Below are 25,746 nucleotides of genomic sequence, written 5' to 3'. Positions count from 1 at the left end.
TAGACAAGCTGATACCGCCCCCGAGCAACGCGACTTTCATCACCTGCATCGCACGACTTTGGACTCCGCTGAAGGAACCAGTGGGGGCGCCGTTCTCGCGGAAAACTTACTAACGTTTGGAGATGGAAACAACCCAAGCTACAGGTGGCTCCAGGCGTTCGGTGTGATTCACGGAACAAGCTATGAAGGGGCCGTCGTACCACAAGGATGGGAGAAAGTGACGCCGGGACAAGAAGGCAAATTTGGGACTCAGTTCACGGCAATCGGAGACGATTGGAAGTACTCTAACCGGGATGGCGAAAACCCTTGGCTTCCTTCGCCCGTTTATGGAGAAAAAGACCAAGCGCGCGGGTGCTCTAGGCAGGAAGTGCAAACTGTTGTGGTAGACGGACAGATACATTCCAATTCAGTTTGTGTGGAGTGGAATGAATCCACGGATGAAGGTGAAGTAATCAACGGTCTCCCATCCATAGAGACAAAGCCGATAGAAAATCCGGATCCGAACTCCCCCCATCACGGCAAATACATTCAATTCTTATGCGGTGCGAGCTATCCGACCGCTACAAAAGACGGTGTGTACATCGAAAGCGACCCTGGGGTTGGAGTGGGGGTTTTAGGTTCGCTCCATTTGGGAGTTAAAGACGATAAGCCGGTGGGAGAATCTAATCTCTTCGCCGATAGGCAAACGTTAATCGACTCCGGGGCAGGTGTGGGTAGCTTCTTTCTGATTTGCGCACCTTACAGTTCCGTACCTTTCACATCGAATTGGCGTTTCTTGAATATTGGAGGCAACACTATCGAACCTCGCTTCGACACTTTGGGAGGCTCGATAGCTTTCAGCGAGCTAAGGCGTGCGCTCGTGGCGAAAAATGAAGCCAGAGGAGCGGTTCGCGAGGGAAAGAATGAGGTTTACATCCGGCCACCATCATTCAAGACATGCCCACCTGGCTACCTGCTTTCAGGACTTGAGTTCAGCAGGAATGAAACTCATCTGCTTGGACTCGAGAAGTTGATCTGTGTCTTACCGGATGGGACGGCAGGAAATCCGGATGGAACAGGCAACAAATTGACCGTGCCAACCGCTGCGATTCCAGCCCAAGACTATGACCAACGATTGTTTGGACGGCGGTTTTCATTGACTCAAATGATTGGATTTCCGATGGAAAAAGACCCTGAGTGTTCAGGCGGAACGGGGGATCCGCTGAAGTGTCCGACAATGGTCAAGGCAACTTGTAAAGCTTCGCACCCAATCATCCGTGGACTCAACATTTATCACGATTTTCAAGGTCGATTGGCGAACGTGGTCCCTATTTGCGTAGAAAAGGTAATTCCATGAGATACTTTGTGTGCATTTTTATTGTTCTGCTTTCCTGTTCCGACGATCAGGTCGTAGAAGCGCCGGACATGCCCGCTGATGCGGGACCTGACTTCAATGATATGCAGGATATGCTGGACGATCCGGATATGGATACGGACGCGTTGATACCATGTAGTCGTGATACGGATTGTCCAAGGGGTACTTCTTGCAACATCGATGTGTGCTTGGCGTTAAGGGGATGTTTGTTCAACGGCACTCCAGATAAGGGCTGCTATTTTGACCATGGTGAGGACTTTTCGGAGGGATATTTCACCGCGCCAGAGTGCACGACAAGTGAAGAATGTACCGACCCATCCGAGCCGAATTGTATCGCAAAGGTGTGTAGTCGTCTCACGCCGTGTGAAGAGGACGAGATGTGCCCAGAAGGTCAACAATGCAGCCAACGCGTCTACTGCAGATAGTTTTACCTCTCTTAATGGCGGCGCAAGCGGAGGCTACTCCTTTGGCCTGTTTGAAGCCCGATGAGATTCAAAGAGAAAACTACAAACTCCAATCGCACCAGGGCTACTACGACGGGGCGATAGCTGATGGTGCTATTGTGCTGCGTGTTTATCTGGACGTGACGCGTGAGCGTGAGGTTTTCGCGTTGACTGGAAAGTTCAAGGTTGAACGTGACGGTCAGCAGGTTTCACCAGTCTTCATTTGCGAGCAAGGAAAACCGGTCTGGTACGATATGGGACACTATATCGTAGGATGCCCGATTCGGGACTTCGGACCGGTTCGCGTGATCAGCCCCACGATGGACCTTTTTGAGCCTAAGAGAATGGGGCTCACCTATTGGGCCGACCAATGCATCGCGTGGCGCAGGCTGGATTTTACGTGTGGACAGCCGCATATTTTTCCCCCAATTGAGTATTGTAATCCCTACTGGGGTGACTGCCGGATGGTTCGCAATCCAGACAATTTAGATTTGGTGCCGCGATGTATTTGGAGGGTGGGCATCGACGCGACCAAGGTTCGCGAGTGAGGTCGGCCAAGAGCCCCGCGTTGACGAGCTACACCGCATTTGCTTAGATGGGCGCGCCTGACGCCTAAGGAGAAATGATGGCCGTAAGCCTTCAAGACGCGCACCGAAGTAACGAACCTGTAGAGTTGAAGAATCCCGTTCGATTTGTCACTGCAGCTAGCCTCTTTGATGGCCATGATGCGGCCATCAACGTGATGCGCAGGATCCTTCAGGGTTCCGGTGCCGAGGTCATTCACCTTGGCCACAACCGCTCGGTACAGGAGATTGTGGACGCTGCCATCCAGGAGGATGCGCAGGGCATCGCAATTTCGTCGTACCAGGGCGGCCACATGGAGTTCTTCAAGTATATGTACGACTTGTTGAACGAGCGCGGTGCGGGGCATATCAAGATTTTTGGTGGCGGTGGTGGCGTTATCGTTCCGGACGAGATTGCGGAGCTCCATGCATACGGTATCGCGCGGATTTTTAGCCCTGATGATGGCCGAGAGCTCGGACTGCAGGGCATGATCAACCTGATGTTGGAGCAAACGGATTCCAATCCGATTCAAACGGGCACGCCGCCGAGCAAGGAATCGTTGGCGGCCAGAGACCCTCACGCCATCGCTCGGGCGATTACATTTGCCGAATTGGGGCAGACGTCCAAACTCGCGCTACCTGAGAGGGAGAGCGCGGCTCCTGTGATTGGATTCACGGGCACAGGGGGGGCTGGAAAGTCGAGCCTTACCGACGAGTTTATCCGCAGATTCCTGATGGACTTCCCCGACAAGAGCGTTGCGGTCATCTCGGTTGACCCTTCTCGCCGAAAGCGCGGCGGGGCCTTGCTTGGCGACCGAATTCGCATGAACTCGCTCGCGAACTCCCGTGCTTACATGCGCTCCCTGGCTACTCGTGGCGCCAAAGGCGAGCTCTCACACGCGATTGATGATGCCGTGAGCGTGGTTCAGGCGGCGGGGTTTGACCTCGTAATCGTGGAGACTTCGGGCATAGGGCAGGGCGACGCGGATATCGTGGACCACTGCGACCTTCCGGTCTACGTAATGACCGCGGAGTTCGGGGCTCATTCGCAGCTTGAGAAGATCGACATGCTCGATTTTGCGCGCTTCGTGGTGCTCAATAAGTTCGAGAAGCCCGGAAGTGAAGACGCGCTTCGCGCTGTGCGTAAACAAGTCCGCCGCAACCGGCATATCGGCTACGACGTGGCCGACGAGACACTGCCTGTGTTTGGGACTATCGCGAGCCAGTTCAACGATAGCGGCGTCAACGCGTTTTTCCGGGCCGTGATGAACGAGCTTGGTTGGGCGAAAGAACAAAGCCTCTTTGCGGGCGGAGGGCCGGTATCCGAGAAGGCGTACTCGATTCTTCCCGGCCATCGGCAGCGCTACTTGGCCGAGATTGCCGAGACTTGCCGTGACTATCGAAGCCGCGTCGAAGAACAGGCTGACCTGATGTCAGCTCTCTATCGCCTTGTCGGCGCGAAGGAGATCATTGGGGATTCGGATAAGCTTCGTGACGAGATTCAGAAGATTCGTGACCGAATCAGTCCAGAAGTTCGAGCACTTAACGATGGCTGGAAAGAGCTCGTGAGCGCTTATTCTGGCGACGAATATGTGCAGGTCGTTCGCGGCAAGGAAATCAAGGTCACTCTCAACACGACTTCGCTCTCCGGCACCAAAATTCCTAAGATTGCGCTGCCGCGACTTCGAGATTGGGGCGATATCATTCGCTGGCAAATGCTCGAGAATGTGCCCGGCAAGTTTCCGTTTACGGCTGGTGTTTTCGAGTTCAAACGTGAATCCGAAGACCCAAAACGCATGTTTGCGGGCGAGGGCACGCCGCAGCGAACGAATCAGCGGTTCCACTATCTCTGTGAAGGTGAGCCAGCAAATCGCCTTAGTACCGCCTTCGATTCGGTGACCCTCTATGGCGAAGACCCGCATCCGCGCCCAGATATCTACGGAAAGGTCGGGAATTCAGGCGTGAGCGTTTGCAGCCTGGACGATATGAAGCGGCTCTATGCCGGATTTGACCTCTGTGCGCCGAACACCAGTGTGTCTATGACCATCAATGGTCCCGCGCCGATTATCCTGGCAATGTTCCTGAACACAGCCATCGATCAGCAGGTCCAAAAATTCCAGGATAAGCACGGTCGCGCCCCCTCGGAGAGCGAGCGTGACGAGATTCGAGACCAGACCTTAAGGGTCGTGCGCGGCACGGTACAGGCCGATATTCTCAAGGAAGATCAGGCCCAAAATACATGTATTTTCTCCACGGATTTTGCCCTCAAATTGATGGGCGATATCCAAGAGTATTTCGTGCAAAAGGAAGTCCGGAACTACTACTCGGTGTCCATCAGCGGCTACCATATTGCGGAAGCCGGAGCGAACCCCATCACGCAGACGGCCTTCACGCTCGCTAACGGCTTTACGTTTGTGGAGTACTACCTTGCGCGGGGCATGAGTATTGACTCGTTTGCGCCAAACCTCTCGTTCTTCTTCTCGAACGGCATGGACCCTGAGTACGCGGTCCTTGGCCGAGTGGCTCGCCGCATCTGGTCGGTTGCGTTGCGTGAAAAGTACGGAGCCAATGAGCGCTCGCAGAAGTTGAAGTATCACATCCAAACGTCGGGTCGTTCACTTCACGCCCAAGAGGTGGATTTCAACGATATTCGAACCACTCTGCAGGCGTTGCTGGCCTTCTACGATAACTGCAACAGTCTGCACACAAACGCCTACGACGAGGCTATCACTACGCCTACCGAAGAGAGCGTGCGCCGCGCCATGGCGATTCAGATGATCCTGACCAAAGAGTTCGGGATGATGAAGAACGAGAACCCGAATCAGGGCGCGTTCATCATCGACGAGTTGACGGACCTTGTGGAAGAGGCTGTGCTGCAGGAGTTTGAAGCGATTAGCCAACGTGGTGGCGTTCTGGGCGCGATGGAACTTCAATATCAGCGCTCAAAAATTCAAGATGAGTCCATCCTCTACGAACTCAAGAAGCACTCCGGAGAAATCCCGATTATCGGGGTGAACACGTATCTTCCAAAGGGTGGCGCGGCTAAAGCTCCGGATAAGTTGGAGCTGATTCGTTCCACGGAAGACGAGAAGCAGACGCAGCTCAAGCATCTCGAAATCTTCAAAAATGAGCATGAATCGACGTCTCAGGCAGCGCTGGAGCGCCTCCGAGACACCGCTCTTGCCAACGAGAACATCTTTGCCGAGCTCATGAACACTGTGCGTCACGCGAGTCTCGGTCAGATTACGCAACTTCTCTATCAAGTCGGCGGTCAGTATCGGCGCTCGATGTAAACTCTGGCCGGCCTTGTTGCTCGTGGCATTGCTTGGATGCAATGACCGAGCGGTGCGTCCTCCCATTTTCGTAGCCGACCGTCCGGACGAGCCGGATATGGATCTCGATTCCGAGAGACCGGAGTTCGACGACCCCGAATGCCGCGGGCGGTTTGAAGGCGAGGGCTGTATCCTCGCGCGTGGCACCGGGACGTGTGTGAGCGGCGAATGCCGTGTGTTGGCGTGCGAGTTCGGCTGGGCTGATTGCAACTCTGACCGAGTCGATGGTTGTGAGACTTCCGTGTCTACGAGTCAAAGCTGTGGCACGTGTGACCACGCCTGCGAGCCCGACCAGACTTGCCAGGTAGGTGAACGCGGCTGGACATGTTCGGCTGGCCGCCTTTGCCCAAAGGACCGATTCGACCTCGACTTTGACGCCTCGAACGGGTGCGAATGGGAGCTCGTCTGGGACGATGCGCAAAGTGTGTTTGTTCCCTTTCTAGAGGTCTTTGCCGCCTTCAGCACCGACGAAGGCCTGATCTACGCCGGTGATTCAGACGCCGGGTTGGCGCTGGTTTACAAGGGTAGAAGCGTGCAGCTCCCAGTCACGCCAACCGGGGAGTTTCAACGCCTGGAACTTCTACCCAACGGACAAGCGGCGATGGTCTGGGAAGACGTGGTGGTTGAAGTCGGGCCCGGTTTTGAAGACCTAGTTGAGATTCCCGCGGACTGCTCTGAATGGGGGCCCCGACGATTCCACCGAGGATTCGATGATGAAGGCGAGCTTGTGCGCGTTCAGGGCTTCGAGAACGCTCTTCGAGTTGGGGAGGCGGTGCTTGACCGGGCCTGGTACTTAAACGCGTTCTGGGACGATTTTAGTGCGTCGGAGAGGGCCCAATGTGATGTGTGTGCGTTAGCCGGCTGCTTTGATACCTGTGACGAAGATGTGGCCTGTGCAGAATGCGCAGCCACAGATGGGGCCTGCCCCGACTTCGAAGTCTTGGACGTTGAATTCATCGAGCAGAAAGTGGTGGTGCTGACACTGCGTGGATTGGTCGTCATTGACACGCTGACCGACGAAGTTTGGCGAGCTGAGCGAGAGTTTGAGCCAGGAGTGGCCGGAGGGGCTGAGTTTGTAGGGATTGCGACTCGGGGGGACGACCTCGCGCTTCTAAGCGGTGCGGGCCTTGTGCGGTGGTTAGGCTTTGAGAACGGGTTTCAGACGCTTGCCCCGGATATGGCGGTTGAGGCGATGAACTCGCCCGAGATTCTCGGGTTCTCAAGCCTCGGGGCACTTCTTGAGCGCGACGGCGAAGGACTCCTCTTGGCGCCGGCCAACGTGAGTGGTCGAGTGATTCGAGTCAACGGGTCGGGTTCCACTCAGGGCCTGGCCGATCGTCTGGTCGGATTCGACCCCGCCCAAAACACGCTCATTTTTTCTGGCGGGGGCCTGATTCAAGAGGTTCGCTTTGTGCAGATTCCGTGATCTCTGCGTTTCGTGGTGGAATCCATTTGGGTTTCGGGATATCTGAGCGCCCGAGGACGGCATTGACTTCTCGATTGATAGACCGAATCCGAATACGGGCCACGTCCGCAAGTGGACTTTCGGGATACAATTTGAGAAACGATTCGTAGCCATCGAGCGCGCGTTGATAGTCGCCTGCGCGATAGTGGACTTCGGCTTCCTCATATAGCACTGTTTCGGTCTTGCCGGGTGGCTCGCAGGCAGCCAAAACCAACCCCAAAAGCGCGCAGACAAAGAGGCGGTACACATGTACCGAACGGATTCCAAAATGACGGACAACACATTTCATTCAGGTTTTGTCGCTCTTGTGGGCGCTCCCAACGCTGGGAAGTCCACCTTGATGAATCATATCCTGGGCGTCAAGGTCGCGATTACCACATCAAAGCCACAAACCACACGCAATCGTATCCTGGGCGTCCATACCATCGAGAACGTCGGTCAAATTGCATTTGTGGATACCCCGGGTCTGCATCGCTCCAAAAAGCGCCTGAACAAGGCCCTTGTGCAAACCGCGCTCGATGCGATGCAAGATGTGGATGCCATCGCTTATGTAGTGGACGTTGCGGCTTTGGCGAACGCCTCGGAAGAAGGCCAAGAGCGGCTCCGCGAGCAGGAAGCCGTGGTGCTTCATGCGCTCGAAAACGTCAGCGCACCTGTGTTCCTTGTGCTCAACAAAGTCGATGCCGTGCGCGAGCGTGAGAAAATCCTGCCGATCATGGAAGAATTCGCGAAACTGCGAGAGTTCATCGCGATGGTTCCAGTCTCCGCTAAAGACGGTACGCAGGTGGACGCGCTTGTGCGCGATATCCTTGGCGCTCTTCCTGACCAAGGCATGATTTTCCCGCCTGATATGCTCACAGACCAGGCCGAGCGTTTCATCGCGGCCGAATTTGTGCGCCAGGAAATCATGAAGCTCACGAGCAAAGAAATCCCTTATAGCGTGGCCATTGAGGTGGACCGTTTCCACGACTCACCAAACGGTGACGTTTTGGAGGTCTCCGCGGTGATTCACGTGGAGCGGGACTCTCAGAAGGGCATCATCATTGGGAATAAGGGTGCCAAGCTCAAGACCATTGGCATCAACGCTCGTAAAGAAATGGAGCGTTTTTTTGGTCGCAAAGTCTTCCTCGAAACCTTTGTGCGCGTAGAATCTGAGTGGAGCGAAAACCCCCGCTCCTTGAACCGTTTTGGATACAAGTCATGAGAAGCATGATCGCCATCGTCGGCCGACCGAATGTCGGAAAAAGCCGACTCTTTAACCGCCTCACCGAGTCCCAGCGTGCCATTGTTTTGGATTACGAAGGGGTCACGCGCGACCGCCAATACGGCGACGCTGAGTGGTACGGCCGCTACTACACGCTGGTGGATACCGGTGGATTTGTTCCGGTGACCGAAGAGCCGCTGCTAAACCTCATGAGAGACCAGGCGCGTCTTGCGATCGAAGAAGCCGATATCATCATTTTCATGATGGACGGAAAACAGGGCTTAACGGCTGCTGATATGCAGATTGCCGAGCTTCTTCGGAACAGCACCAAACCCATCTTCTACGTGGTCAACAAGATCGATGCGTACCAGCGCAAGGAAGAAGCCATTGCTGAGTTCTACTCGCTTGGTTCCGACCTTTATGCGGTGAGCGCTGAGCACGGTCACGGCCTCGATAATCTGATGGATTCCGTGGCGAACTTGATCGAGCCCGGCGAGCCCGAGCTCAAGGAAGAGGTCTTTGCGCGAGTGGCGGTTGTCGGCAAGCCAAACGCCGGGAAATCGAGCACGGTGAACGCACTCCTTGGGGAATCGAGGCTGCTAACGAGCGATATCCCGGGAACCACACGAGACGCTGTGGACACCATGATTTCATGGAATGAGCGAGAGTATCTCGTCATCGATACCGCGGGTCTGAGAAAGAAGTCTTCAATCTCTGAAAAGCTCGAGGAATGGAGCGTGGTCCAAGCTATTCGTTCGATTGACAGGGCTGACGTTGCGCTCTTGGTTCTTGACGCGACTGAAGGCGTCACCACGCAGGATAAGAAGATTGCGAGCGTGGTAGATGGCCGTGGACGCGCATGTGTCATCCTCGTCAACAAATGGGATATTGTTGAAAAGGATACGAACACGGCTGGCGAATACGTCAAAGTGATTCGCGAAGAGATGCCATTCTTGTCCTACGCGCCGATTCTCTTTGTATCGGCGAAGACTGGCCAACGTGTGCAGAAGATTCTTGGCGAAGTAGACCGCGTGTTTGAGCAGTACCAGCGTCGTGTCAGCACGGGTGAGCTCAACCGGTTCCTTGCGCACATCTTGGAGAAGCACTCGCCGCCGGTGTACCAGAACAAGAAGCTCAAGTTCTATTACGTCTCGCAGGTGGCCGTGCGCCCGCCGCGCTTTGCGTTCATGGTATCGAACCCTAAAGGCGTGGCTCCGGCATACCGCAAGTATATCGAGAACCAGATTCGCGAAGAATATGGCTTCGAGGGAACCCCCATCAAGACGGTGATGCGAGAGAGAAGGCGAAGGGACTTGCGTCAGTCTTGAGAGCCGCGCTCGTCCTCATCTACCTCGCCGGGTAGGTAATCATTGGCGGAGGGAAACTGCATGATTTTGTCGCGGGAGATTTCCCACGCTTTCTGCACCAGCCACGACATGCTTCGGTCTTGGCGCAGGGACTCGTTTCGGATTTCCTCCAAATACTCGTCCGGGAAGTATAGACTTTGTTTACGCTTATCACTCATCGGCGATTCTCCTTTGCGTGGCCCATCACCACGTGTTCCATGTGTGCGTCGAGGTGTTCTTATGGAATACGTTGTCTTACCTTAGGCGTCAAGTCGCCCTCGTTGACTAGGGATCCTCATCGCGGTAGTTTCCGGCCCGAAAACTAGGAGTGTTCTTATGAAGCGTAATTTTCTCTTCGCAATCGGATTGTCGTTAAGTCTCAGTGCATGTCAGGACGTGGAGCCACCGGCTCAAGTCCTCACACAGGAGCAGTGGAACGACGTCAAAGCCAACATTCTCTCCGAAGAGCCGTCGCCGCAATACAAGGTCGGCGCCCAGTTTGATGAGCGTATCGAGCTCATCGGCCTTGATGTCTCAGGGCCGCTTGAGGCAGGCAAGGAAGTGACGTTCACATGGTACTGGCGCGCCCTCAAAGACGGGACAGACAACTGGAAAGCGTTCATTCACCTGGATGCTGCCAAGAAGCCATTCCGCCAGAACCTCGACCACGTGCCGGTTCGGGACCTCTTTCAGACAGGCAAGTGGAAGAAGGGCCAAATCATTAAGGATGAGCAAAAGGTCACCATCCGTAATGACTTCCCAGACGGCGATGCCATTCCATATATCGGCTTCTTCAAAGGCGACGCTCGACTTAAGGTTTCGAATGACGTGGCGAAGACCCAAGAGGCGCAGCCCCGTGTGATTGGGCCGACGCTCAAAATCAAGGGCAAAGCTGAGGCCAAGCCACAACTTCCCGAAGCCGAACTTCTTAAGACAGACGCAGAGATTCAGGTTGACGGCAAGCTCGACGAGCCTGTGTGGAGCTCCATTCCAGGTATTCGCCTCAAGCCCTTTGGGTCGGCGCCAATGGTCAACACCATCGTCAAGGGTTTCGTGAGCGATACCCACCTTCATATTGGCGCTCGAATGAGTGACAAGAATATCTGGGGTAAGCTTACGGAGCGGGATTCCGATACCTGGACGGAAGAAGTTCTTGAGCTTTTCCTAGATGTGGACGGAGATGGAAAGGATTATCTCGAGCTCCAAATCACACCGAACAACGTGATTTTTGACGCACACTTCAAAGACCAACTTGGAAAAGGGGAGGGGACACGGCAGGAGCAGATCGACCGCGCGCGTGCCGTGAACCTCGAGGGTCTAAAGTCAGCTGTCCATGTCGAAGGCACGTTGAACGACGACAAAGAAGACCAATCATGGACCGCTGAAATCTCGATTCCGTTGCAAGAGATTCCAGGCTTCAAGTCAGCCAATGTTGGGGACTCCTGGGCCGTCAATTTCTACCGATTTGACCGACCAGAGGCAGGCAAGACTCACGCGTACGGATGGTCCACTGAGCCGCGGGGAGACTTCCATCAGGTAGACAAATTTGGGAAACTGAACATCGTCTCCGAGGTCAAGATGGCGCCAAACCTTGCGATTGAGCGCCCGAATGTGGCCAAGTTGCCTCAGCCAAAGGGCACGATGGTCTCCCCCGAACTGATCGAAGAGATGAAAAAACAAGGCAAGATGAAGCCTGATGCTCCCGAACCTAAGTAGAGAAAGAACATGATTTTGGAAAATGTGAAGCGGGTCCACTTACTTGGGATCGGTGGGATTGGAGTGTCTGGTGTCGCGAGAATCCTGAACGGACGCGGCTACCAGGTATCGGGCTCTGATGTGCGGGAGAGTGCGCTCACCGAAGCTGTTCGAAATGAAGGTATGAAGGTCTTTATCGGCCATATGCCTCAGAACGTGGAGGGTGTGGACCTCGTCGTGGTTTCAACGGCGATCCCAGAGACGAACGTGGAGCTCGTGGCGGCCAAAGAGAAGGGGATTCCCGTTGTGCATCGCTCGCACGTGCTCGCGGCGCTCATCGATGATTTCCGGACCATCGGGGTCACTGGCACTCACGGCAAGGGAACGGTTTCGAGCATGATCGCATGGATTCTGGAGAAGGCAGGACTCGAGCCGGGCTTCATCATCGGAGGCATGCTGAACAACTTTGGGACCAACGCGCGGGCGCCAGGTAAGGTCGAACACCCTTGGATGGTGGTAGAAGTTGATGAAAGCGACGGCTCACATCATAACGTTCCAACGGACCTCGTCGTCTGTAACTTTCTGGAGCTGGACCACCTCAATTATTACGATGATTTGAACGATATCATCGCCAGCATGACTCGCTACATTCAGGAGAACCCGAAACTCAAGGAAGTCTTCCTGAACCTTGATTGCGAAGGAAATCGGCAGCTTGCGTCCAAGGTGCAGTTGCGACCAACGGGCTACAGTGTTGAGCACGAGACCGAGTACAAAGGCGTTCTCGATGGAAATGGGCAGCTGCCGATTCGCTTTAAGGCGATTCGGCGCGGCGAGGTCATAGGGGAGTTCGAACTGAACTTGCCCGGTCGGTACAATGTGGTGAACGCGATGGCTGCTATCGCAGTGGCGATTCGAGTGGGAGTCGATATACCCACTATTCAGGACGCCATATCGACCTATTCCGGCATGGAAAATCGTTTCACTATCGTTCACGGGGGCGGGGTGACCTTTGTGAAGGATTATAACTCACACCCAACCTGCATGCGCAAAGTACTCGAGTCCGCGAGAGACCTCGTGGATGGGCGCATCATCAGTATCTTTAAGCCGTATCGATACTCGCTCATCAAGTACCTGCAGCACGAATACGGCGCAGCTTTCAAAGGAAGTGATGAGGTCATCATCACCAAGATGTACGCCGCAGAGGAAGACCCGATTCCGGGTGTGGATACTCAAACTGTGGTGGACCGGATTCGCGAGAATGGTCTCAAGGTCACGTACATTGACGACCAACGCGATATCCCTGACTACCTCTACAAGACCTTGAAGCCAGACGATAAGGCACTCTTTTTTGGTGGAGACGACTTCTTCCGAATGGCCGACGAAATCGCCGCCGAGATGGCTCGGAATGCGGCTCGTAGTGAGGGAACACCGGCACTTGGCGAGGTCAGTGGACCGCTATCACATCCGCGTGAGGAAGCTCCGTGAGCTTGCTCGATGCGTCGAAATTTGCAGTTTGGGGGCTCGGCGTTAGCGGAGTAGCTGCGGCCAATCGCCTTGCCGAACTGGGAAAGTCGGTGGTCGCCAGTGATTCACGGGAGTTTGGTCCCTGGGCCGAAAACCTGGTTCTGCATCCTTCTGTTGAACTCAAGTTCGGTCAAAATGCGCTTGAAGGGGCTGAAGTCGTCATTCCTTCACCCGGTCTCAAGCCGAGTTTGCCCGTGTTTGAACGACTTCCACCAGGCGTTCAAATCTACTCCGAGATAGACCTCGCCTACGAGTTGGCAGAATGCGACTTTGTGAGTGTGACTGGCACGGATGGAAAAACCACGACCACATCGCTGATCTCGCATATCTTGGACGTCGCGGGCATACCCGGGATGGCAGCGGGAAATATCGGCATACCCTTGTCTGAAGCCATCACAAAGCATGGGGCAGGGCATGTGATCGTGGCCGAAATCTCCGAGTTTCAACTCTGGAGTTCCAAGTGTTTTCGGGCGCGGGCGAACGCGTTTACGAATATCGCGGAAGACCATCTGGATTATTTCACTTCGATGGAGGAAATCATCGCGGCAGAGCGGGTGCTCGTTGAGAACGCAGCTTCCGATGATGTGATGGTCTTCAATCTAAACGACCATGTTCTAGCGGGCTGGGCAGATGCCTACAGCGGGCCGATGAGAAATTACATCGTAGACGCGGTGTGTGGCGGAAATGGTCAAGATAAACCAGTACGCAATGTCTCGGAATTTGCTGGTGATGCGGTACGGGACGTTCAGTATCGTGAGTCTATTGCGGTACGAGATGTTCCGTTTATGGAGCGCAATGCGGTACAGGGTGTTCCGTTTTTATGGTCGGATGAAATTCGAGTTTTTGAGGCTGATAGTGGCGTATTAGACCTTTCCTCGACGGAGTTGCGAGGGCGCCATAACGTGATGAACATCATGGCCGCAGCACAGGTCGCGAGGGTGCTTGGTGTGAGCTGGGATACCATTCAGCAAGGCATCGACTCGTTTAAGCCTCTCGCCCACAGAATGCAGCTCGTGCACGAGAAAAGCGGCCTTAGGTTCTACGACGATTCAAAGGCAACAAACGCTCACGCTTCTATGGCAGGTCTAAGAAGTGCTGAGGGGAACCTGGTCGTCATCGCCGGAGGTGTAGAAAAGGGCCTGCCTTTGGAACAATGGACGCACCTGCTAGCTCACAAAAAGGCGAAGGTTGTTGTCATTGGAGAGATCAAAGAGCGGATGAAGGCTGAGCTCCAGCTCGCCGGCGTTCTCGAGGTGCAGGATGCCTCATCGATGGAAGATGCCGTAGACAAGGCGCTAGCGCTCGCACAAACGCCCGCAAGCATCGTGTTGAGCCCCGCATGTTCTAGCTTTGATATGTTTAAGAGTTATGCGCATCGTGGCGAGGTCTTCGCCGAGGCGGCAAGAAAGCTGGCTTAGCTTTTTTCGACGCGAAGTAGGACTTGGCCTTCGCTCACTGAGTCACCTTCATTCACAAGGATTTCAGTCACGACGCAATCGTACTCGGCAGCGATGGGCATCTCCATTTTCATGGATTCCAGGATGAGAAAGTCGTCGTCTTCTTCGACCTCATCGCCCACTTCAACTTCAAGTTTCCAAAGGGTGCCCGTGATATGGGCTTTGATATCATGTGCCATGTTTATGCGCTCCGTAGCATGTTTTGATTCACAAATGGTGTTGTAATGGGAACCGCATATCAGCGTCAACCTTGCGGAACGTCCTTGATCCACTCTTCGAGCCAACTTGTGTGCACTTCACCGTTTCTGAAGGCGTCCGCATCCAAGACAAGTTTGTGCATCTCGATATTGTTGACCAATCCGCCAATCACGTAGTCACCTAAGGCAGCTTTCATGCGCTCGATTGCTTGAGTCCTGTCCTCACCGTGTGTCAGGAGTTTGGCCACCAGCGGGTCGTAGAAGGGCGTCACATCCCACTCGCCTTGCACACCGCTATCAACTCTTACGGATTCGCCCGAGGGCTCCTTGTAGTCTGTGATACGGCCAGGCTGCGGCATGAACATCTTGAAAGGAGCCTCAGCATAGATTCGGGCCTCGATGGCGTGGCCACACGTCTGAACTTCGTCTTGCGATTTTGGAAGCTTTTCACCCGCAGCCACTCGGAGTTGCCATTCAACGAGGTCTAATCCAGTGATGGCCTCGGTTACAGGGTGTTCGACCTGCAGACGCGTGTTCATTTCGATGAAGTAGAAATCGCCGTCAGGGGACACGATGAATTCAACGGTTCCCGCGTTGGTGTAGTTGGCGGCTTTGGCCAGCTTTACCGCAGCATCACACATACGTTCACGAAGCCCTTCAAACCTGGTCATCATCATGCTTGGAGATTCCTCGATGACCTTCTGGTGACGCCTTTGCACGCTGCATTCGCGCTCAAAAAGGTGAATCACATTGCCGTGGGAGTCGCCAAAGACCTGGATCTCGATGTGCCGCGGGTTTTCCACATAGCGCTCAAGATAGATTCGACCACTACCGAACGACGACTCGCCGCGACGCACGCACTCTTGCACGGCTTTGCGGAGTTGTTTTTCCTTGCGAGCGAGCTTCATTCCGATTCCGCCGCCGCCGGCCGCGGCCTTGACGAGGAGGGGGTATCCAAACTCTTCGGCGAACGCCACGGCGGCATCTTCTCCTTCGATTTCGCCATCCGTTCCGGGAACCACAGGCACTCCGGCCTCGATTGCGAACGCACGTGCTGCGGCTTTGTCGCCCATCAGTTTCATGACTTCTTCGGATGGCCCGATGAAGGTCATTCCAGCGCTCTTGACCCGCTGTACAAATTCGGAGTTCTCGCTCAGAAGGCCATAGCCAGGGTGAACGGCATCACAGCCCGACTCGATCGCAACTTCGATAATCCGGTCGATGTTGAGATAGCTCTCGGTGACGTGCGCTGGACCTACGAGGAACGCCTCATCGGCTGCCTTCGCGTGTTTTGCGCCTTCATCCGCCTCGCTATAGATGGCGACGCTTGCAATACCCAGATCCCGAAGGGTTTTGGAAATTCGACACGAAATCTCGCCACGGTTGGCAATCAATACTTTCTGAAACATGTTAGATCCTTAAGAGAGGGCTCGCGGTTAATGTACACAGGATGCGCCGCAACCCAAGTGGAATTTTGCGCCTTGGTTGAGATTTGAAGAAAGCGCTCGTCATAGTTGCGATGATTTGTGTGGGCCTTGCGGTGCTCTGGTTCGCGAGTGATGACGCCGAAGAGGCGCCACCCGTTGAGTCAACGCACGAAGAGAAGCCAGATAAAGTCGAGGTTTCTGTTGCCGAGCCTGAACCCTCGCCAACCCTCGTAAGCACTCGCGATGGGCGTATTATCGAAGTGCGGGGCGCTGAAGGGTCGGTCTCTCTTTGGCTCGGTGGTCCCGGCGTAGATGCCGATTTCCAAGCCGAATCTCCAAACGGGCTTTTTCCGTTGCCGCTAACCTACGAAGACGAGGAAATTCCAACGCTTGAGGTAAGGGCTAGTGCGGGTGATCGATGTTTTTGGGGCGCCCTTGAGGCTGACGCCAAAACACTTGAAGTTGTGGCAGGCTCTCCGCTTTCTCTCTTGGTGCGAAACGAGTTCGGGCAACGTTTAGAAGCTCAGGTTCGGATAGGTCTCGAGTTCGTAGGGTTTGTGTTCTTAAAAGGGGAGACCTCAACGGATGGACTTACGGTCCGGTGCCTTCCTGAAGGCGAGTACGCTCTGAGCGTGACAGCTCCTGGCTATCTGGCCTCTCACCTCGAGATTTTTCATTCCGCTGAGGTTCGCTCAGTAGAAGTCGTGCTCAAGGAGGGAAGTTCCATTGAAGGGGAGGTCTTGGCAGAAACTGGCGAACCCATTGAGGGGGCAGTGGTCCTCGTCGATTCGTGTACGGATGGGGTTTGCGCGCCGCACGAATTGGTGGAGACGGGCGCCGATGGACGATTCATCTCAGACCATCTTCCTTCTCCCGAAGCTCGACTGGTCGCTCGGCACCCTGATTTTGAGGCCCGGCGCGCCACGGGGCGCGGCAACGTCAGCCTTGTCCTTAAGCGAGGCACACCCAGAACCTTTGTGGCGCTTGGCTCTAGCGAGGAGCCCGTGGAGGGGGCGCGGGTCGTCTGGGAAAGCGATTTTGACTCGGGCGGAGGCGTCACGAATTCTGCGGGTGAATGGCGCGACAACACGGCTCCAGCTTCGGCTAGAGCTCGTGCCATCATGGGTAGGTTCGAATCCCCTTGGACCTCGGTTTCCGGCTCCCGAGTGGAACTCGACTTAAGCGCTGCGTCCGGTGGCAATGAACTCGTTAGGGTCGAGTCGGAAAACCGCGTTCATGATGTTGTTTTTTCTCAAGGCGACACCCTTTGCGCTCATGACGTACTGAAGCCTGGAGACTTCCGTGTCTATTGCCCGGCGGGTCCAACTAATGCCGATCTGAAGATGGCTGCGGGCTTGGCGCGCGTGCAATTCGAACTTGGGCGAGATGCATCCATTTCACCACCGCCTCCGAAGGAACACGTTTTTGGGATCAGGTCGGCGGAAAAGCCGAGCCTTCAGATTGAGTTCGAGGGAAGGACCACGCAGATTGAGGTGATGAAGGATGGCGAGAATTGGCTCGCGAGGGCCTCGCTTTGGAATGACGTAGAAGCCCCCAAATGGCGTGCCTCAGCGCCAGGCCTTGGAGAGGAGGAGGGAAGGGCGACTGGAGAGTCGACCTCCGTTGAACTTTCAAGACAGTTTACAAGGCAAGTCTTTGTATTGGACTCCACGGGGTCCCCGATAAACGGAGCTTTCATTGGTATTCGAAGCCCGGAGGCTCAAATGGATTGGGCGAAATCGTCGGGTGATTTGCCTTTCCAGCGCCGAATGGCAGAAGGGGAAACGCTGGCTCTCTATCTGGTGGACGCGCGGCGCGGCGAAGCGATTTTTGAACTCAGTGAAGGTGCAGACGACCGTGTGGAACTCCGTGCCGATGTCCTCAGCTCCCCGCCAAAGGGTTACCTATCTCGCGCTGAGATAGACGCAATCGGTTTTCGTCTTGTCCGCGACGGCAGAGGCTGGCGCATTGACGAGGTTCCTCCCGATTCAGGCATCAAACGGGGTGATTGGTGGATCGCTGCGTGGAGACGCGGAAATAGCGTGCTCGTTGTCACTTGGAATGGCGGCAAGTATAAGGAGCACGTCATTCGTCCCCAATGATCCCCGCTGAGCTGGATTGTGATGTGAAAACGCGAGTTGTAACGGAAAAAATCAGAGGATTTGATGGATGGGGCCTGATCGACTTTGACGACACGTCCGTATTCTCGTTGGAGATTGGCCCCTTGAACGCGTGGATTTCTCACGCGCCACACGAATGGAAATTCGTTTGGGATCAGGGCAAAAACCCACTCGAAGAGCGAGCGAACCTCATAAAGACTCAGAGCGCCCCGGAGCCGCTGGATCCAAAGCATATCGCGCGATTCGCGACGTCGTGGGAAGGCAGGAAGCTCAGGATTTACCCGTCGCTCGCGGATAGAAGCGTGGTGGTTAGGCCGGAGACGCCCACGTGGTTGGGAGCGCATGATGAGGTCGTCTTTTATGTGAGCACGCCACTCTGGCTATGCATCGAGACCCAAACCGCGCTCCCCATCTTGGAAATCCCGACCTACAGACCTTCCGACACCTGGTTTGGCGATGTACAAGACGGCGAGCTCGCCTACGCAAGCCGGACTGCCGGGAGAACCTCGTTGGAGGACGTTCAGGCGTATCATGCGCGCGCGTTGACACGGGTTTCCGTGCGAAATGCCACACAGACCCCTATGCTAATCGAACGCATCAACATTCCGGTGCCTGTTCTGACGCTCTATCAAGACGCGAGAGAGCGGTTCTGGACCGAAGGCATCTCTTTGGTCGCGGAGGAGCGTGGGAATATGGCGCACCTAAAGCTTGGACCTTCGGCGCCCAAGGAAGCCGAGCGAGCCGAAAAAATCACGCTTCCTCGCGCAGAACCTACGTCAAACGTCCTTGTTCGCGCACTTCACAAGCTCCTGGGATAGTCATGGAAGAATTCCTTAACGAAATCATTGCCTATTTCACGACGCGCAGATTGATGGTCTGGGGTTCCGCGCTCACTCTCTTTCTGGTGGGACTGGTGATTGCGCACTGGCTCAGCGTGTTGGTGGGGCGCATTACGGCCAGAAAGGCCGGTGAGCGCCACGCTATCGTGCTCAGGCGAGTCTCACACACATTCTTTGTGGTACTCTTGGTGGGACTTACCCTGAGCTATCTGGGCTTTGACCTCAAGGTCCTACTCGGCGCGGCCGGGATCTTGACCGTTGCGATTGGATTCGCGGCCCAAACCTCTGCGTCAAACATCATCTCTGGACTCTTTCTCTTGGGCGAGCGGCCGTTTGTGGTCGGAGACATCCTTCAAATCGCCGAGACCACGGGCGAGGTGGTCGCGATTGACCTCCTTTCCGTGCGAATTAGAACCTATGACAACTTAGCCGTCCGTGTGCCGAACGAAACACTCTTGAAAACAACCTTCACAAATCTGACGCATTTTCCGGTGCGTCGGTTCGATTTGCAGATTCGCGTGGGTATGGAAGAAGACGTAGACCACGTGCGCGAAGTCTTGATGAACGTCGCCGCTGAGAATCCGCTCTGCCTCGACGAGCCGCAGCCGCTCTTCATATTTCGGGGGTTTGGAGAGTCTATGCTCGACATTCAGTTCTCGGTTTGGGTTGTGCGCGAGAATTACATCGAGCTCCGAAACTCGATGTACATGGACGTCAAGCGGGCGTTAAACGAAGCTGGAATCGAAATACCTTTGCCACAAAGGGTCTTGCGTTTCCGAGGCAAAGATGGAGCGGAGATTTCTCTTCCAGAGGCCCAAATATGAATTGACAGGCCGCCTAGTCTTCATTATATCACCCTCCACTCGAGGGGCTGTAGCTCAGCTGGGAGAGCGCTTGACTGGCAGTCACGAGGTCACGGGTTCGAGCCCCGTCAGCTCCACTCGATAAGGCCCTGAATTAGAACATGTTTCTAGTTCAGGGCTTTTCTCTTTCTTGGCGCAAGCGGTCTGAATAGTAGCAAATTGGTAGCAAAATAGGCACCGATTTTTCTACTTCGCAAACTTCGCCCTGAGCGTGTCCAGGTACTCCCTGTTTTGGTTCTCGGCCCTTGCTCGGGATAACACCGGATTCCATTCAAGATGCGCGCAAACGCGAGCCTCTTCGCTCCCAACGTGGTACGCGGTCCCTTGTGTGTCATAGGCTAGCGCGCCTTCTCCGAGCTGCACGAGCTTCGCACAATCGGCGCTCAGGTCATGCGCTGGTGACGGCTCCCATTGCGTTTCTGGGCAAGAGAGAAGCAAAGCGCCGTGTTTGAAGTAGAGTTGCGCTACGTAGGCGTTAGAGCCGTCATAGGCTATCAGCTTTCGGCCTATCAGAATGACATGCTCGGGTGGCTTCATTTGCTAGTAAAACACAAGATGGAGTTCGTTTGAGTGTTCTAGCTCCACAATGGCCGCGGCTCGTAAGCCTGACCCTATGGCAGTGTAGACACGACCTAGTTCTTTTTGAGCTGCCTGTAAGCTAGAACACTTGAGCACCAACACGCCGTCGGCGAGTAGCCTTGTTTCGTGTGCGTTATGCTCGACAAACCAACATGCGATATGGTTCAAGTTGAAGATTTGCTTGTAAGTGCATTCCATCATCAGCTCGCAAAAGTTCCCGTGTGGTGTCGCTCACGGGCAAGCGGCCTACCAGATGCGCACCAGGCAGGCTCTGGGTCCAAGGGGGATATGGCAAACCCCTTCGCGCATCACTTCTCGCAAATGATAATCCGGCGACGTTTGGCGATGGCAATCGCGAGACGCTCTGTGGCGTCAATCAACACCTTCACCTTGCCGCTTTCGCTTGTGTGGAGCAGCTTCGTTACGTCGTACTGAGAAGCGCTTACACCGAATTTCTCGGCCTGTTTGAGCATGTCCCGGTGAACAGCCGTGGCGCGCCTCAAGAGTTGTTTGTCAGTCGTGTTCTTCATGTTTCACCTTCAAGGTTTCAAGAGTCTTCAAGCGCGCTTCAAGCGCCTGTTGCTCGGTCAATACAGTTTCAGCCTCAAGTTTGGCTTCGAGCTCAGCGAGCCTTGCAGATTCGCGGAGTTGTTCGGCTCTCAGAAGTCGCCTGTCTTTCTCGGCCTTGTCTTTCCGGACTCGGATTGCTTCGAGTTCGGCAAGGTTCGATTCTGCCTGCTCTAAGCTCAGATCCCATGCGTGGCGTCGGTGGAATGGCATTTCTGGAAGTAGAAGGTCGGTGACGTAGCAACGCCCGTCTTCAAGCCAAACCATCAGAAGGTCGGATTGTCCGCGCATGGTATGCGCTCCAATTCGCCCAGGTAGGTCTTTGGCGCATAGTCGAAGGCAGTTGCTACCCGGCTCGGTCTCGAAGCTCGGATTCTCCAAGCTGAGGCGTACACAACGCCCTTCGTCGTCCCATGCGATGACTCCACGATGGAAGATCACCACGTCGGCGGTAAACGCTCCAATAGGATCAATGTCCTCTGGTGGCGCTCCATAATCGCGCTCCCTTTGTCCGGGAAACGCTACAATCTCTCTAAGCAACGCGTCGCGTTGTCTCTCTTGAGCTTTGGTTGCTTTGCTCATCTCTGGGTCCCTCGATTAGGTATAGGAATGCGTCCCAGATAAGTTGGCGAATGGTCGCCATCCGGGTTGTGCATCCGAGTTTTACTTGAAGAGTTCGAAGTCGAACCATGTCATGGTCGCTCAGAACGCATGTAGTGCGATGAATTTCGGCGGTGCGCGCTGGAAGGCTAACGGTGACAATGGTCGGAATGGTGACGGGCTCAATGCGCTCTTGGGCGTCCGCTTCTTTGATTAGCGCGCGGATTGCCTTCGAGTTGGTTTTCACACCCATTGCGATGCGCAACCTTCGAAGAAATGCGCGGTCGGTCTCTGAGAACTCAAGTTGGATGTATTTCTGCCTTGTCATGAGTGAATCATAACAGACCGCAGATCGTGGGTTTACCCCTGTTTACCAATAATTTGGCGAAAGTTTATGTATTTTTGGCGATTAGCGCGGGACGTAAAGAGCACGACGAATGTCTTCAACAATATCTTCTGGTGATTCGTACTCTTCTTCCACCGTCTCTCTTAGGTCTTTGAGTAGAATGCTCGCTGCCTGGACACGCGGCCCCGCTGCCGTGAGTTGGTCGTTGGCGATACTCCAGAGCAACGCTTGCACACCTTCAATCGTTGGCGTGACTTCGCGGTCTGCTTTCGGGACCAGCTTCAGTACGTTGGACGGTAGTGTCACTTGCTCCGGCTCTTCAGGCTCGGGTGTTCCGAGCATGCTCCGGACAATAGGGTCCAGATACTCGCCATCATCTCCGGTCTTGAGATACCTGTAACAAGGTCCGGGTTGCGCATAACCTGCCGCTTCTGCGGCTCGTGTCACACTTCCATGTTGCTTGTAGTGTGTGAGGAATGCGTGTTTCTTCTTCGTGCGTTGCTTGCCCATTCTGAGAGCCTCGGTGTTTCAAGTCTACGGCTCAGATTGTATCAAAAATGAAAATGACGTGCATCTTTCGAACAGCCCTGCCGTGTAGCCCCTTTCGTTTGCTAATGAATGAGACCCCGGGTGTGCGTGCGCGTGTGTAGAAGATCCGCAAAATAACCCGCATAACCCGCAGGATGTTCACAAGTCATTGAAAAAAGAGGGAAACATGCTGCGGGTTTTGAGCCGCTAACCCGCATGCGTCCCCGCATAACCCGCAAACATCTACAACTCATGCGGGACATTGCGGGACATTGCGGGTCTTGAAAATAAAACCCGCATCTCTGCTCCCTAGCAATACTAAGGGTTTGAGGTTGTTATGCGGGTTTTGCGGGTTTTTTCTTTGGTTACCCGCGGGAATTTCAATCTTCTTCACGAGCCAACGGAGCCTGATAACGACGGACGCGATATGCTGACCGTTTAGATGCTGGGGAACCTATGAACTCCCACATCCATCCGCCCATGTTTTTCGGCCCCCTGATGTATTGTTTAACCTGCCGCCCGAAAGACCTATCGGCGCCGTTGCCACTTGCGAGTCGCGCGGGAAGGTCGATATCATTTTCCTCACAATACTTCACAAGGTTTCGAGCTGTCACGCCCTCCAGATCGAGCCGCTTCGCTTCGAACTCTGCTCCGATCGCGGCAGTGAAGTCTGTCCAACCTCCGTCGTCAACCCGCTCCCTCAATCGATCAGTGTTGCCAGCGAATCCGGGAATACCAGCCGCATCAAGTATTCCGCCAACAACTCTTGTGAACTCGCCAAACGAACCCATGACAATCGAACCGCTAGGACAGCCTTTGACCTTCCAGTTCTTAACAAGCTCTATCAAGGCAGAGTGAATGAGGGACCGGTTCTTTTTAGCATAGGACTTTGGATCGGTCTTACAAACGCGCTGGTCGGGATTCTCCAGAGAGGAATGAAGTTGAATCAACATCGTGCGTCTACGCGCATCGGCATCAACTTGTAGGTTGTTGCCAGTGGCGATTATGATTCCTGAAAAACGACCCTCTATCATTTGATTTACTCCGAGCCTGCGCATTGAAGCGCGTCCGGCTTGGGTTGTCATTGCCGCGAGTGTTGGATAGCCAAATGTCGCTCCGTCTAAGATGTTGTCGAAGAAGAGCACATCACGTTTCGTACCAATGATTGACCCCAGCGCCTTTTGGAACTCCTCCTCCGTTTTTGGAATCGACACGTTGCGGAGCTCCGGTGTCAACAAGGACTCTGCTAGGATCGTTTTACCTGTGCCTTGAGTGGATGCATCTATCATAAATACTGGAACACAAGCATTGTCGTTCCGGTCTCGGATGGCTGGAAGAACTAGTGGTGTCAATGCCATACCGATTGCATTTGCCAAGTCAGACTCGTCCACAAATGGAAATCCTGGAGGATCTTCTGGGTCAAGTCCTGGCCCGCCATCATCTCGCAGGAGCTTGTTAATGAGGATGTCTTTCGCTTCTTCAAGAGTCATGTCCTTTACTTTCAACATTCCTTCCATGCCGTAAGTCCCTGAGGCAGGGTCGTAACCCTCGCGGTCAAAGAGCTCGAAATCTTCCCCGACAAAAATCGGAAATCTCGCGATTCGTTTCAGTTTGCGTAGATATGGCCACTCCTCACGCTCGATGAGCGATTGCACGGCATCCTTAGGTGGCACGTTCCACAATTTCTCTCCCTCCTCCACAGGATAGTAAAGGACCATCTCTTGCTGAATACGGTGTTGGAACTTTGTCACATGGTCCATTGCGATTACATCGCGGCCATTGATTTGCACAATTCCGTTGGTGTCTTCATTCACATAAAAGCGATAGTCGGCATGCTCCCGAAGAGCTTTAAGTATCACGTTGGCCTTATCTAATGCATCACCTCTGTCCTCATCCAACCTCACCCTAGGTCTCTTCTTCAGCGGCCTATTGTTGGGTTTAAGGGGCGGCTTTTCGACATCGTCAACATTAGGTAGCTGGGTATTCATGCCTTTGAAAATATCATCCATGAGTGTTTCCCTCTGAGTCGGTGCCGTCTTGGTACCTTTGTAGTAATTCGTTGATGTCGCCAGCTTCGTTGAACTGGCGCCTTAGTCTTTTGCGTGTCCAACGTGGGCCATGAGTCTTCACGCACGCGGCTACAATTCGTTGCCAGAGTTCGTCCCCGGCATTGTCTGGGTCACTCAGGACCACCACGTTTCCGCACCGATTCCAGTGCTTACACCACCCATCATTCCACGAAGATGTACCCGGAATGCCGATTGCGACCCTGCCCCTTGCCCATACGCTCAACGTGTCCCATTCCCCTTCACACACATAGAGCGTGTGCTTGTGAGCTTCCACGTCTTGGGTCGCAAGTCGGAGTAGTACGGGGTTCGAAAGATAGGGAATCCGTGTTGCCCCAAACAGCTTGGTCTGTGTGTAGCGTGCCTGTTTGGGAGCGCCTTCGGTGGCGTTCCTGAATCGGAGCTCTACAAGCCCGCGCACTCGCCACGAGGATTCTGGGTCATAGGGCGTTCTGTACTCGTATTGCCGCTTCTCTTCTTCGTCAGAAGGGTCATAGAAGCATTCCCACGGCTCCTCATTCCCGGTTAGCGGGTGGAAGTGATACTGAGTGTCCCAATAGGGAAACACGAGAAACCTTTGGTAGCGATGCCATGTATCCCCAACCTTGTTTGCAATTCGATATGCTTCTGGAATCAGGGGCTGGATATCAAACGGAACGTAGCGTCTAAGATCTCGAATCACTGCGCGGCGTGCCTTGTCCCAATCCTCGGCCGTGAAACCATAGACAAGCCCTTGGAGCAATTCTGCGGGAATTCCACGATAGGGCTCGGTTAGTGGAATCCCATAATCGAGCATTCGTGACAGAAGCGTTGAGCGCCAGCCTCGAAAGTGCGGGTGGTTCTGGTGTGGGTGGTCTAGCTTTTCAGGCTTCGGTTTCGGCTTCGGTGTTGGAGCCTGGGCCTTTGGCTTCGGCGTTTGCTTGGACCCAGACTTCTTAGAGTTCTTTCGTAGCCCCTCCGAAGGGTACTTCTTCCCAAGCTCCGAGCATATCTCGCGCGGCTCCCGACCTTCGAACTTCGCCACAAGGTCAATCAAGCCCCCGTTGCCGCATCCGGCCCAGCATGTCCAGCGGTCATCCTTGACGCTGAATGAAGGGTTCTTGTCATCATGGAACGGGCAACATGCCATCCCACTACGATTGAGCTCGACGCCTTTGGAGCGAAGATAGTCTTCCATCTCCCCGTATTCCCTTCGAGCTTTCTCTGATAAGTCCATTTGCACTCCTTGACA

25 protein-coding genes and 1 tRNA gene are annotated in these 25,746 nt (G+C 54.5%); 15 read left to right on the top strand and 11 right to left on the bottom strand.

What is annotated here, in order from left to right; translation table 11 throughout:
* Positions 1-163 precede the first annotated feature (163 nt).
* From FRD01_RS02685 to FRD01_RS02665, 5 genes are all read left to right on the top strand, one after another.
* Positions 164-1,336 (top strand): hypothetical protein, encoded by a 1,173-nt coding sequence (locus FRD01_RS02685; RefSeq protein WP_146957405.1) that lies wholly within the window; start codon positions 164-166, stop codon positions 1,334-1,336.
* Entirely contained in the window at positions 1,333-1,779 is a 447-nt protein-coding gene (locus FRD01_RS02680; RefSeq protein ID WP_146957403.1) for a hypothetical protein, read from the top strand. The genes FRD01_RS02685 and FRD01_RS02680 overlap by 4 nt, the downstream gene beginning before the upstream one ends.
* A gap of 41 nt (positions 1,780-1,820) precedes the next feature.
* Positions 1,821-2,345 carry a hypothetical protein gene (locus FRD01_RS02675; RefSeq protein WP_146957401.1) on the top strand — a complete coding sequence of 175 codons (525 nt, stop codon included), beginning with the start codon at positions 1,821-1,823 and terminating at the stop codon, positions 2,343-2,345.
* A 77-nt stretch (positions 2,346-2,422) separates the two neighbouring features.
* Complete coding sequence (gene icmF, locus FRD01_RS02670) at positions 2,423-5,653, top strand: fused isobutyryl-CoA mutase/GTPase IcmF (protein ID WP_146957399.1); 3,231 nt, start codon at positions 2,423-2,425, stop codon at positions 5,651-5,653.
* A gap of 52 nt (positions 5,654-5,705) precedes the next feature.
* On the top strand, positions 5,706-7,118 hold the full coding sequence (locus FRD01_RS02665) for a hypothetical protein (protein ID WP_146957397.1): 1,413 nt from the start codon (positions 5,706-5,708) through the stop codon (positions 7,116-7,118).
* On the opposite strand, the gene FRD01_RS02660 is transcribed toward FRD01_RS02665, so the two are convergent.
* The gene (locus tag FRD01_RS02660; protein ID WP_146957395.1) at positions 7,063-7,446 is read right to left on the bottom strand and encodes an outer membrane protein assembly factor BamD; all 384 of its coding nucleotides are present in this window, start codon (positions 7,444-7,446) and stop codon (positions 7,063-7,065) included. The genes FRD01_RS02665 and FRD01_RS02660 overlap by 56 nt on opposite strands.
* Here FRD01_RS02660 and era point away from each other — a divergent pair.
* Both era and der read left to right on the top strand, forming a co-directional pair.
* Positions 7,426-8,361, top strand: coding sequence for a GTPase Era (gene era, locus FRD01_RS02655; RefSeq protein WP_146957393.1), 936 nt, complete (start codon positions 7,426-7,428; stop codon positions 8,359-8,361). The two genes, FRD01_RS02660 and era, sit on opposite strands and share 21 nt — an antisense overlap.
* Complete coding sequence (der, locus tag FRD01_RS02650) at positions 8,358-9,689, top strand: ribosome biogenesis GTPase Der (protein WP_146957391.1); 1,332 nt, start codon at positions 8,358-8,360, stop codon at positions 9,687-9,689. The genes era and der overlap by 4 nt, the downstream gene beginning before the upstream one ends.
* On the opposite strand, the gene FRD01_RS02645 is transcribed toward der, so the two are convergent.
* A complete protein-coding gene (locus FRD01_RS02645) occupies positions 9,680-9,886 on the bottom strand; it encodes a TIGR04563 family protein (protein WP_146957389.1) in 207 nt (68 codons plus the stop codon). The two genes, der and FRD01_RS02645, sit on opposite strands and share 10 nt — an antisense overlap.
* A 157-nt stretch (positions 9,887-10,043) precedes the next feature.
* On the opposite strand from FRD01_RS02645, the gene FRD01_RS02640 reads away from it, so the two are divergent.
* The 3 genes from FRD01_RS02640 to FRD01_RS02630 are packed head-to-tail and all read left to right on the top strand — an operon-like array spanning position 10,044 to position 14,344.
* Positions 10,044-11,423 carry a carbohydrate-binding family 9-like protein gene (locus tag FRD01_RS02640; RefSeq protein WP_146957387.1) on the top strand — a complete coding sequence of 460 codons (1,380 nt, stop codon included), beginning with the start codon at positions 10,044-10,046 and terminating at the stop codon, positions 11,421-11,423.
* A 9-nt stretch (positions 11,424-11,432) separates the two neighbouring features.
* Entirely contained in the window at positions 11,433-12,887 is a 1,455-nt protein-coding gene (murC, locus tag FRD01_RS02635) for a UDP-N-acetylmuramate--L-alanine ligase (protein ID WP_146957385.1), read from the top strand.
* Positions 12,884-14,344, top strand: coding sequence for a Mur ligase family protein (locus FRD01_RS02630; RefSeq protein WP_146957383.1), 1,461 nt, complete (start codon positions 12,884-12,886; stop codon positions 14,342-14,344). Before murC ends, FRD01_RS02630 begins: the two co-directional genes overlap by 4 nt.
* Here the strand turns inward: FRD01_RS02630 and FRD01_RS02625 are convergent.
* Complete coding sequence (locus tag FRD01_RS02625; RefSeq protein ID WP_146957382.1) at positions 14,341-14,562, bottom strand: acyl-CoA carboxylase biotin carboxyl carrier protein subunit; 222 nt, start codon at positions 14,560-14,562, stop codon at positions 14,341-14,343. The genes FRD01_RS02630 and FRD01_RS02625 overlap by 4 nt on opposite strands.
* Before the next feature lie 65 nt (positions 14,563-14,627).
* Positions 14,628-15,989: an acetyl-CoA carboxylase biotin carboxylase subunit gene (locus FRD01_RS02620; RefSeq protein WP_146957379.1), complete on the bottom strand. Its 1,362-nt coding sequence runs from the start codon at positions 15,987-15,989 to the stop codon at positions 14,628-14,630.
* A gap of 83 nt (positions 15,990-16,072) precedes the next feature.
* Between FRD01_RS02620 and FRD01_RS02615 the strand changes: the two genes are divergently transcribed.
* The 4 genes from FRD01_RS02615 to FRD01_RS02600 all read left to right on the top strand — a co-directional run bounded on the left by FRD01_RS02615 (position 16,073) and on the right by FRD01_RS02600 (position 19,906).
* Positions 16,073-18,109, top strand: a complete 2,037-nt coding sequence (locus FRD01_RS02615) for a carboxypeptidase-like regulatory domain-containing protein (RefSeq protein ID WP_146957378.1) — start codon at positions 16,073-16,075, stop codon at positions 18,107-18,109.
* 23 nt (positions 18,110-18,132) lie between these two features.
* Positions 18,133-18,945: a DUF432 domain-containing protein gene (locus tag FRD01_RS02610; protein ID WP_146957376.1), complete on the top strand. Its 813-nt coding sequence runs from the start codon at positions 18,133-18,135 to the stop codon at positions 18,943-18,945.
* 2 nt (positions 18,946-18,947) lie between these two features.
* Complete coding sequence (locus tag FRD01_RS02605) at positions 18,948-19,790, top strand: mechanosensitive ion channel family protein (protein ID WP_146957374.1); 843 nt, start codon at positions 18,948-18,950, stop codon at positions 19,788-19,790.
* 43 nt (positions 19,791-19,833) lie between these two features.
* A tRNA-Ala gene (locus FRD01_RS02600) sits at positions 19,834-19,906 on the top strand.
* Positions 19,907-20,015: 109 nt separating this feature from the next.
* Here FRD01_RS02600 and FRD01_RS02595 read toward each other — a convergent pair.
* From FRD01_RS02595 to FRD01_RS02580, 4 genes are all read right to left on the bottom strand, one after another.
* Positions 20,016-20,366 (bottom strand): hypothetical protein, encoded by a 351-nt coding sequence (locus tag FRD01_RS02595; protein WP_146957372.1) that lies wholly within the window; start codon positions 20,364-20,366, stop codon positions 20,016-20,018.
* A gap of 3 nt (positions 20,367-20,369) precedes the next feature.
* A complete protein-coding gene (locus FRD01_RS02590) occupies positions 20,370-20,609 on the bottom strand; it encodes a hypothetical protein (protein ID WP_146957371.1) in 240 nt (79 codons plus the stop codon).
* A 107-nt stretch (positions 20,610-20,716) separates the two neighbouring features.
* A complete protein-coding gene (locus FRD01_RS02585; RefSeq protein ID WP_146957369.1) occupies positions 20,717-20,938 on the bottom strand; it encodes a hypothetical protein in 222 nt (73 codons plus the stop codon).
* Positions 20,922-21,557, bottom strand: coding sequence for a hypothetical protein (locus tag FRD01_RS02580; protein WP_146957367.1), 636 nt, complete (start codon positions 21,555-21,557; stop codon positions 20,922-20,924). Before FRD01_RS02580 ends, FRD01_RS02585 begins: the two co-directional genes overlap by 17 nt.
* Before the next feature lie 85 nt (positions 21,558-21,642).
* On the opposite strand from FRD01_RS02580, the gene FRD01_RS24130 reads away from it, so the two are divergent.
* The gene (locus tag FRD01_RS24130; RefSeq protein WP_249755947.1) at positions 21,643-21,792 is read left to right on the top strand and encodes a hypothetical protein; all 150 of its coding nucleotides are present in this window, start codon (positions 21,643-21,645) and stop codon (positions 21,790-21,792) included.
* Positions 21,793-21,984: 192 nt separating this feature from the next.
* Here FRD01_RS24130 and FRD01_RS02575 read toward each other — a convergent pair whose 3' ends face one another.
* The 3 genes from FRD01_RS02575 to FRD01_RS02565 form a co-directional block, all read right to left on the bottom strand.
* Positions 21,985-22,431 carry a hypothetical protein gene (locus FRD01_RS02575; protein ID WP_146957365.1) on the bottom strand — a complete coding sequence of 149 codons (447 nt, stop codon included), beginning with the start codon at positions 22,429-22,431 and terminating at the stop codon, positions 21,985-21,987.
* A gap of 398 nt (positions 22,432-22,829) precedes the next feature.
* Complete coding sequence (locus FRD01_RS02570) at positions 22,830-24,458, bottom strand: ATP-binding protein (RefSeq protein ID WP_146957363.1); 1,629 nt, start codon at positions 24,456-24,458, stop codon at positions 22,830-22,832.
* A complete protein-coding gene (locus FRD01_RS02565) occupies positions 24,451-25,731 on the bottom strand; it encodes a CHC2 zinc finger domain-containing protein (RefSeq protein ID WP_146957361.1) in 1,281 nt (426 codons plus the stop codon). Before FRD01_RS02565 ends, FRD01_RS02570 begins: the two co-directional genes overlap by 8 nt.
* Positions 25,732-25,746 lie beyond the last annotated feature (15 nt).

It is taken from the genome of Microvenator marinus, from assembly GCF_007993755.1.
GTDB classification, from domain to species: Bacteria; Myxococcota_A; Bradymonadia; order Bradymonadales; family Bradymonadaceae; genus Allomicrovenator; species Allomicrovenator marinus.
Note: the sequence above shows the minus strand (reverse complement) of the source record. Positions and strands in the feature narration are given on the sequence as shown.